The organism is Streptomyces recifensis (assembly GCF_002154615.1).
GTDB classification, from domain to species: Bacteria; Actinomycetota; Actinomycetes; order Streptomycetales; family Streptomycetaceae; genus Streptomyces; species Streptomyces griseoluteus.
The window spans coordinates 1-7671 of sequence record NZ_MUNH01000319.1; the positions used below are offsets into that span (position 1 = coordinate 1).

General features: G+C 72.6%; 6 protein-coding genes. 4 read left to right on the forward strand and 2 right to left on the reverse strand.

What is annotated here, in order from left to right:
- Window positions 1-308: 308 nt before the first annotated feature.
- From CCN33_RS17805 to CCN33_RS17815, 3 genes are all read left to right on the forward strand, one after another.
- Window positions 309-1721: an FG-GAP-like repeat-containing protein gene (locus CCN33_RS17805; protein ID WP_086694580.1), complete on the forward strand. Its 1413-nt coding sequence runs from the start codon at window positions 309-311 to the stop codon at window positions 1719-1721.
- Window positions 1722-1756: 35 nt separating this feature from the next.
- The gene (locus CCN33_RS17810; protein WP_244173850.1) at window positions 1757-3181 is read left to right on the forward strand and encodes an FG-GAP-like repeat-containing protein; all 1425 of its coding nucleotides are present in this window, start codon (window positions 1757-1759) and stop codon (window positions 3179-3181) included.
- 113 nt (window positions 3182-3294) lie between these two features.
- Complete coding sequence (locus CCN33_RS17815) at window positions 3295-4200, forward strand: Yip1 family protein (RefSeq protein WP_086694582.1); 906 nt, start codon at window positions 3295-3297, stop codon at window positions 4198-4200.
- A 137-nt stretch (window positions 4201-4337) separates the two neighbouring features.
- On the opposite strand, the gene CCN33_RS17820 is transcribed toward CCN33_RS17815, so the two are convergent.
- Together CCN33_RS17820 and CCN33_RS17825 are read right to left on the reverse strand one after the other, a co-directional pair.
- Window positions 4338-4781 (reverse strand): hypothetical protein, encoded by a 444-nt coding sequence (locus tag CCN33_RS17820; protein WP_140394578.1) that lies wholly within the window; start codon window positions 4779-4781, stop codon window positions 4338-4340.
- A gap of 220 nt (window positions 4782-5001) precedes the next feature.
- On the reverse strand, window positions 5002-5994 hold the full coding sequence (locus CCN33_RS17825; RefSeq protein WP_140394579.1) for a hypothetical protein: 993 nt from the start codon (window positions 5992-5994) through the stop codon (window positions 5002-5004).
- A gap of 349 nt (window positions 5995-6343) precedes the next feature.
- Between CCN33_RS17825 and CCN33_RS17830 the strand changes: the two genes are divergently transcribed.
- Window positions 6344-7671, forward strand: a 1328-nt coding sequence (locus CCN33_RS17830) for an ATP-binding protein (RefSeq protein WP_167387884.1), incomplete at its 3' end; no start/stop codon positions are given.

A 7671-nucleotide genomic window follows, 5' to 3' on the forward strand; every position in this document is an offset into this window, starting at 1 on the left:
ACACCAGCCTCCGGGCCGGGCCCCGCCCGCCCCGGAGGCTGGTGTCGGTCCGGTGATCGCCAACCGCATCGCGGTCGCCCGGCAAGCTGGCGGACGGCACCGGTGTTCCGGACGCCTCCACGGGCAGCACGCCCCGCTTCACCAGCGTCTTCGGCGACCGCACGCGTTCACCGGATTCACGTACAACCTTTACCTTTCACCGCGGGTCTCCTGATCGCCGACGGCGCGTCCCGCGGGCCGTCGGCGGTCCCTCGTCCGGCCCGGCACGCAGCAGTGCGGGCCCCGCCCACTCCCGCTCGGAGCCCGCCTTGCGCAAGCGCGTCCTTCTTCTGGCCGCCACTCTGACCACCGGCCTGCTCACCGCACTGCCCGCCACCCCGGCCGGCGCCGCGCCGTCCCGGCTGTCCGGTGACTTCAACGGTGACGGGTACCTGGACATCGCCCTGAGCGCCCAGGGCCACGACGTCGGCAGGGCCCAGCAGGCCGGCGCCGTCGTCGTGCTCTACGGCTCCGCCTCGGGCGTCTCCGCCGCCAGGCGCAGCGTGATCACCCAGAACTCCGCCGGGGTTCCCGGCACCGCCGAGGCGGGCGACGTCTTCGGCGCGGGCCTGGCCGCGGGCGACCTGGACGGCGACGGCTACTCCGACCTCGTCGTGGGCGCCACGGGCGAGAGCATCGGCGACCGGGACCAGGTGGGCAGCGCGACCATCCTGTGGGGTGGCAAGTCGGGCCTGTCCGGCGGTGCCCTGGTGCCCCAGCCGGCCGCCCTGCCCGAGTGGAGCGACTTCGGCCGGGGCATCGCGATCGCCGACTTCGACGGGGACCACAAGCTCGACCTGACCCTCACCGGGCGCACCCAGACCCGGCTGTACCGGGGCCCCTTCACCCGCTCGGGCACCCCGCTGACCAACACCGGCGTCGGCGAACTGGGCTCCACCACCGAGACGTTCGCGGGGGACCTCAACCGCGACGGCGCGGCCGAGCGCTTCTACCCCTTCCTCGTCGACGGCGACGAGGGCGGCGACATCATCTACTACACCTGGACCGGTACGAAGCACGCCATGAAGCGCCTGCCGAAGGCGGACGGCCTGGCCGGTTCGGTGGCCGACATCAACGGCGACGGCTACGGCGACGTGGTGCTCGGCGACGCCTCCGACCCCGCCGGGACCAAGAAGTCCGGTCACAAGGGCGGCCAGATCACCGTCTGGTACGGCGGCCCGGCCGGCCCGGACCCCGCGCAGACCCCGACCGTGATCCACCAGGACACCACCGGCGTACCCGGCACGGGCGAGTCCGACGACGCGTTCGGCTCCTCGGTCGGCACCGGTGACATCAACGGCGACGGCTACGCCGACGTCGCGGTGGGCGCGCCGGGCGAGGCACTCGGCAAGGCCCTCGGGGCCGGGTCGGTGACCATTCTGTTCGGCTCCGCCTCGGGCCTGACCACGAAGGGCGCCCAGGGCTGGACGCAGGACTCGAAGGGCGTACCCGGCGGCTCGGAGACCGGGGACGGGTTCGGCCAGTCGGTCCGTCTGCTCGACATCAACCGGGACGGCAAGGCCGACCTGGTGACCGGGGCGGGCGGCGAGGACGGCCACGGCGCCGTCACCGTCCTTCGGGGCTCGGCGTCCGGCCTGACCACCGGCTCCGCCAAGTTCATCGCCGCCCGCGACGTCGCCGTGACCGGCACGGGCGACTTCGCCTGGGCGATCGCCCCGTGACCCGCACCCGACTCCGGCCTCCCCAAGGACCCTTCATGCGTACGCGCGTCCTCGCCCTCGCACTCACCGGGCTCGTCGCCCCGCTCGCGCTGAGCGTGCCCGCCCACGCGGCCCCGGCTGCCGCCCCGTACGACTTCAACGGCGACGGCCGTATCGATCTCGCGGTCGGCGCCCCCGACGCCACCGTCGGCGGCCGGGCGGGGGCAGGTGCCGTCTCGGTCGTCTACGGCGGCTCCGCCGGGCTGAAGACGGCCACCCGCACCCTGATCACCCAGAACACCGCCGGAGTGCCGGGCGCCGCCGAGGCCGGTGACGCCTTCGGCACGGCCGTGGCGAGCGCCGACCTGAACAAGGACGGCTACGCGGACCTGCTGGTCGGCGCACCCGGCGAGGACGTGGACGGCGACACCAACGACGGCATGGTGGTCGTCGTCTGGGGCGGCCGGAGCGGGTTGTCCGGAGCCCGTGGGGTCATCGACTACTGGCACGAGGACAAGGACCGCTACGGGCAGTCGCTGGCCGTGGGTGACCTCGACCACGACGGCGACCTCGACGTGGCGATCGGCTCCACCGGGTCCGTCGGCCTGTCCTTCCTCAACGGTCCGGTCACCAGGTCCGGTGCCTGGCAGGGTGCCTCCGGCTCGGGTGTCACCGATGCCTACTCCCCCGCGTACGGCGTCACGTCCATGAGCGTGGGGAACGTCTCCGCCGCCTGGTCCACCAGCCTGGTGGTGCACGGCCGGCGGCCGGGCGCGGGAGGCACGGTCACCGACCTCATCGCCGACCCGTCCATCGGCAACTACAGCGACTGGCTCCAGAGCCTGCCCGCCGGCCCGGTCTCGGCGATCGGCGACATCGACAAGGACGGGTACGCCGACATCGTCGTCGGCAATCCCGCCGAGCGGTCCGCCGACCCGGCCGGGGCCAAGGGCGGCAGGGTCACCGTCGTCTACGGCGGCCCGGCCGGCAAGGACACCTCGCGCGCGCCGCTGGTGCTCGACCAGGACACTCCGGGCGTGCCGGGCGGGGCCGAGACGGGCGACGCCTTCGGGGGCAGTGTCTCGCTGGGCGACGTCGACGGGGACGGGTTCATGGACCTGGCCGTCGGCGCGCCCGGCGAGGACGCGGGCGCCGGCGCGGTCACCCTGCTCCGCGGCAGTGCCACTGGGCTCACCACCCGGCAGGCCGCGTGGTTCGGCCAGAACACCGCGGGCGTCCCCGGCACGTCGGAGAAGGGCGACCGGTTCGGCGCCCGTGTCCTGCTCGCCGACCACTCCGGTGACCGGCGCGCGGAACTGACCGTCGCGGCCCCCGGCGAGGACGCGGGAGACGGCGCGGTCTGGTCACTGCGCGGCTCGGCGGGCGGCCCCGTCACCGCGGGCGCGCTCTCCTTCGGCCCGGCGGCCACCGGCGTCGCCACCACGGGCAGCCCGCGCTTCGGGACGGCCCTGAACGGCTGAGCCCCTGATCCGGCCCTGACGGTCCCTTAGGGGATGTCACAGGATGGCCGCAATGCCGGGCCCGACCCCCCGGGCCCGGCACGCGGGCGGCCGGGAGCAGGTACGTTCGACGGGTGGCTGGATTCAGGATGGGACGCGGGAACCGGGACAACCGCACCGCGCAAGGACAGCAGGCGCACGCACCCCAGGGCCCGTCGTACGGCGGCCAGGCCCCGCACCACGGGCAGCGGGGGCCCGCCTACGGCTACCCACAGGGCCGTACGGGGCACCCGCAGGGGAACCAGTACGGATACCCGGCGCCGGTGAACGACGGACCGGAGTACTTCGGCGACCCCGGCCACGGCGGGCACGGCGGGCACGACCCGTACGCGGCGAACCAGCCGGGCCACACCCAGGCGTTCTCCATCGACGAGGCGTCCGCCTACTCCCAGGGCGAGACCTACCACGCGGGCTCGGCGCAGTCCCCCGGCCCGTCCGGGCCGCCGCTGCACTGGAAGGAACTGCTGAAGGGGGTCGTCCTCAACCCCGACCCGACCTTCCTCCGCATGCGGGACTACACGATGTGGGGCCCCGCCCTGATCGTGACGTTCCTCTACGGCCTGCTCGCGGTCTTCGGCTTCGACGGCGCCCGCGCGGACGTGATCGGCGCGACGTTCACCAACGCGGTGCCGATCGTGCTGATCTCGGCCGTGGCGATGGTGCTGAGCGCCTTCATCCTGGGCGTGGTCACGCACACGCTGGCCCGCCAGCTCGGCGGCGACGGCGCCTGGCAGCCGACGGTCGGCCTGTCGATGCTGATCATGTCGCTGACGGACGCCCCGCGCCTGGTCTTCGCCATGTTCTTCGGCGGCGACGCGAGCTTCGTGCAGGTCATCGGCTGGATCACCTGGCTCGGCGCGGGCGCCCTGCTCACCCTGATGGTCTCCCGCTCCCACGACCTGCCCTGGCCGAAGGCGCTGGGCGCGTCCGCGATCCAGCTGATCGCGCTGCTGTCGATCGTGAAGCTGGGGACGTTCTGACTCCGGTTCGCACACATTCCGCGTACGTGTAGGAGGGGCTCCCGGCACCGTGCCGGGAGCCCCTCCTGCATTCCGGTTCACCGGCGCCTACGCGAGCCAGGGCACGACCCGAAAGCGACACCGCGGCAGCGGCCTCGTCATCCGTTCAGGCCGTCATTGATCAATTCGAAGGTCCGCGCGGTGATCTTCTTCTCCGCGTCCTTCGTGCCCTGCGTGATGCCGCCCTGGGTGTTGTTGGTGCCGCTCTGCGTGCCGCCCTGGGTGTTGTCGGTACCGCCCTGCGTGCCGCCCTGGGTGTTGCCGTTGCCGGCGCCCTGGACACCGCCCTGGGTGTTCCCCTTGCCGCTCAGCGTGCCGCCCTGGGTGTTGCCGATACCGCCCTGCGTGCCGCCCTGGGTGTTGTGGGTACCGCCCTGGGTGTTGAAGACATTGCCGTAATACCCATGGTTGAAAACAACGGTGACTTCCGCCGGATATCCCGGATAGTTGCGGTTTTCCGCGGAGGCCTGGCTTGCCGTTGCGCCTGTCAGCGCCATGGCAGCGGCAAAAGACAGGGTTGCGTAGATTCCGACCCGCTTCACGGTAGGCCTTTCTAGACTGCAGACAGGACTTCTTGCGGACCAAATTAGTCACACCCCCTCACCGCTTTACTACAGCGACACAGGCGATGTCACCCGTACAGAGTGCCTGCGGTCCGCGCCGTGACGGTGCGGCTCTTTGCGTGCCGGGCGATCGACATGGGAGAACACGGCATCACCCCGCGGAGACTTTCTCCGCGGGGTGATGAACTCCGTCTATCGATTAACCCTGGACTCCGCCCTGGGTGTTGCCGGTGCCGCCACCCTGCACACCGCCCTGGGTGTTACCGGTGCCGCCACCCTGCACACCGCCCTGGGTGTTACCGGTGCCGCCACCCTGGACTCCACCCTGGGTGTTACCGGTGCCGCCACCCTGGACTCCACCCTGGGTGTTGCCGGTGCCGCCACCCTGCACACCGCCCTGGGTGTTACCGGTGCCGCCCTGGACTCCACCCTGGGTGTTGCCAGTGCCGCCACCCTGCACACCGCCCTGCGTGTTCCCCCTGCCGCCGCCTTGCACACCGCCCTGCGTGTTGCCAGTGCCGCCACCCTGCACACCGCCCTGCGTGTTACCGGTGCCACCCTGGACTCCACCCTGGGTGTTACCGGTGCCACCCTGGACCCCGCCCTGGGTGTTGCCAGTGCCGCCACCCTGCACACCGCCCTGCGTGTTCCCCCTGCCGCCGCCTTGCACACCGCCCTGGGTGTTGCCGGTACCGCCACCCTGGACCCCGCCCTGGGTGTTGCCAGTGCCGCCGCCTTGCACACCGCCCTGGGTGTTACCGGTGCCGCCACCCTGCACACCGCCCTGGGTGTTGCCAGTGCCGCCACCCTGCACACCGCCCTGCGTGTTACCGGTGCCGCCACCCTGCACACCGCCCTGGGTGTTACCGGTGCCGCCACCCTGGACTCCGCCCTGGGTGTTGCCAGTGCCGCCGCCCTGGACCCCGCCCTGCGTGTTACCGGTGCCGCCACCCTGGACTCCGCCCTGCGTGTTCCCCCTACCGCTGCCCTGGACGCCGCCCTGGGTGTTGCGGCCCTGAGCATTACGGTTGATCTTGCAGTTCTTCCCCTTCGGGCACGGCTTGTCCGGCGTCGTCGCGTGAGTTCCTGTGGGCGCCGGGGTGGCGAATGCGGACGAGGGCGTCAGGGCACCCCCAGCAGCCAGGGCAGCCGATGCCGTCACCAGCGCCGCACGCTTCGCGAAGTTCTGCATGATGATTCCTTTCCGGGGACTATCGGGACCTGCCGGTTCGCGGCCCCGATTCGTTTACGGAGGGCGTTCTCCGTAGCCCTGGGGCTCAAGCCGCCTCAACTCCGGGACATCAGGACGCGGCGGACCGCCGCAGTCTTTTCCCGGAGGCGCGGGGGAGCCCGGGTTTGGAACTCCTCGACCAGCATGCGCCGCCGTCTCCGGCGGCGCATCGGGCGAACACCCCAAGTTCCACCCCGGGCACACCCCAGGTCCCGGCGCGGCGCCCGGGCATTACCGTCCCGACGGCCTACCTGCCGGGATCGGGCTGGATCTTTTGCGCGGCTCCGGCCCCGGAGAGAAACTGACGTTGATGGACCTGCTAGAGCGAGAGGCCGTTCTCCAGGACCTCACCGGCCATCTGAAAGTGGCAGTGAGCGGCCCGGGACGCCTGGCCCTTGTGCGTGGCGAGACCGGCATCGGCAAGACCGCCGTTGTTCACCGGCTGGCCCGGCTGGCCGATCCCCACGTCCGGGTGCTGTCGGGCGCCTGTGATCCGCTGGCCACTCCACGCCCGCTGGGCCCCTTGATGGACCTGGCTCCGAACTTGGGCGCCGCGGCGCGCACGGCCCTGACCGGAGCGCTGGCCGGCACCTGCCGTTCCGACGAGCTCTTCGACTGCCTGCTCGCCGACCTGAGTTCCTATCCGAGCCTGCTGGTCGTGGAGGACGTCCACTGGGCCGACGAGGCCACGATGGACCTGCTGCGCCATCTGACCCGGCGCCTGCCCAGCGTTCCGGCGCTGGTGGTGGTCACCTACCGCGACGACGAGATCGGCCGGACCCACGACCTGACCGCCCTCCTCGGCACCCTGGCCGGTTATCCGTGGGTGCACCGCCACGACCTGCTCCCCCTGAGCCGCCGGGCCGTGGCCCGACTGGCCGCCGGACACACCGTGGACGCCGAGCAGGTGTACCGCGTGTCCGCCGGCAACCCGTTCATCGTCACCTCGGTCCTGGCCGCCCCTACCGAGCCCATCCCGGCCACGGTGCGCGAGGCCGTCGCGGGCCGCCTGGCCGGCCTGTCGGCCTCGGCGCGCCGGGTGGTCGACGTGCTGGCCGTCCTCGGACGCCGGGTCTCGCTGCCGCTGCCGGCCGGCATCCTGCCGGCTCCGGAGGAGGCTCTCGACGAGGCCGTGGCCTGCGGCATCGTACGCACCGAGGGGCGCACGGCCGAGTTCCGCCAAGAGCTGACCCGGCAGGCGGTACTGGAGGCCGTACCCGCCGCCCACCGGCTGCGAGTACACCGCCAGGCACTGGCGTTGATGCGGTCCGGGCCGGTCACGGCGGACGACCTGGTGCCGCTGGCCGACCATGCGGAGGGCGCCGAGGACACGGCCGCCGTGCTGGAGTACGCGCCCGCGGCAGCCGCCCACGCCGCCGCGTCGGGCGCGCACCGGGAAGCGGCCGCCCAGTACGCCCGCGCCCTGCGGTACGCCGACGACCTGCCGGCCGAGCAGCAGACCTCCCTGCTGGAGGGCCACTCGCAGGCCTGTCTGCTGTCCGGCCGCCTCGACGAGGGGGTGACTTCCCGCCGTACGGCGGTGCGGCTGCGCCGCGCACGGGGTGACCGGCTGGGCGAGGGGGAGGGCCTGCGCTGGCTGTCGTGCTGGCTGTGGCCGGCCGGGCGCACCGCGGAGGC

Coding starts and splice junctions, on each gene's coding strand:
- CCN33_RS17825 (WP_140394579.1), bottom strand. CDS start 5,994: ATGCAGAACTTCGCGAAGCGTGCGGCGCTGGTGACGGCATCGGCTGCC.
- CCN33_RS17810 (WP_244173850.1), top strand. CDS start 1,757: ATGCGTACGCGCGTCCTCGCCCTCGCACTCACCGGGCTCGTCGCCCCG.